At 42.3% G+C, this 1,248-nt stretch carries 2 protein-coding genes; both read left to right on the plus strand.

The window, feature by feature from the left end:
• On the plus strand, positions 1-398 hold a 398-nt coding region (locus tag FF105_RS11505; RefSeq protein ID WP_290046927.1), incomplete at its 5' end, for a helix-turn-helix domain-containing protein.
• Complete coding sequence (locus FF105_RS11510) at positions 350-1,246, plus strand: IS3 family transposase (protein ID WP_257974860.1); 897 nt, start codon at positions 350-352, stop codon at positions 1,244-1,246. The genes FF105_RS11505 and FF105_RS11510, both read left to right, overlap by 49 nt.
• Positions 1,247-1,248: the final 2 nt, after the last annotated feature.

The raw sequence follows: 1,248 nt of genomic DNA on the forward strand, positions 1-1,248 counted from the left end.
ACCAAGCAATCTCTGAGTGGCGAGATGAGTTTCTGATAACTGGATCAATTGGGTCTAAAAATCACAGAGTCTATTCACCAGAATTCAAAATGACCGTATTGAATTATCGTGTAACACACTCACAGACAGAGACTGCGCGCTATTTCGCTGTTTTTCCAAGCACGACGATTGCTAATTGGTTGAGAGCTTACCGTATTTTCGGTTACAATGGGTTAAAACCTAAACCGAAAGGCAGACCACCGACTATGGGACGCAAGCGCATTCATCCACTCACACCCGAACAACAAGAACTCGCTGACTTAAAGCAAGAGAATTATCAACTCAAGATGAAAGTGGCGATATTAGAAAAATTAAAAGCCTTAGTGGATCAACGAACCGAGAAAAACAAACGGCAGTAACGTCACTAAGGCGGACTAAATTATTCAAATTAGATGATTTATTGACGCTAATCGACTTGAAACGCAGTACCTATTACTATCTGGAAGCGCATCCAGTCAACACGTCATCAGATCACAAAATAGCTGACGTCATCCGTCAGATTAAGTCACCCCAATTCCAAAACGAATATGGTTATCGTCGCGTGACAACGTTGTTGCACGACCAAGGTTATTTGGTTAACCACAAGCGCGTGCTCCGCATTATGCGTCAAAACGCACTCCTCAGCACCACGTATAACACGCGTAAGCGTCGCTATAATTCATATCGCGGTACGGTTGGGCGGATTGCCGAACGTGTCATTAAACGCGACTTTCAAGCTGACGCACCTTACCAAAAGATTGTCACAGACGTCACTGAAATTCAGTTGGACGATCATAATAAAGCTTATTTGACGGCGTTCGTCGATTTATATGCAGGCGAAGTCCTGTCGTATCATTTAGCCAAAACACCAACCATGGCGCTTGTCATACGGCCATTAAAATCATTGTCAAAATATCGTGGGGCTATTATTCATAGTGATCAGGGATTCCATTATCAGACACCGCTGTTTATTAAAACGTTAAAGGATTTTGGCATGACGCAAAGCATGAGCCGAAAATCAACACCAGTCGACAATGCACCGATTGAGAGCTTCTTCCATATTTTGAAAGCCAATATCGTGCATCATAAACAGTACGAATCATTTCATGATTTCAAAGTGGTCGTTGATGACTTTATCAATTATTACAACAATCACCGTATCAAACAAAAACTCAATGGTCTGTCGCCGGTTCAATATCGACAACTCACCACTGAGTCCGCTAGTTAATT

This window comes from Leuconostoc sp. UCMA20149 (assembly GCF_030400235.1).
GTDB classification, from domain to species: Bacteria; Bacillota; Bacilli; order Lactobacillales; family Lactobacillaceae; genus Leuconostoc; species Leuconostoc pseudomesenteroides.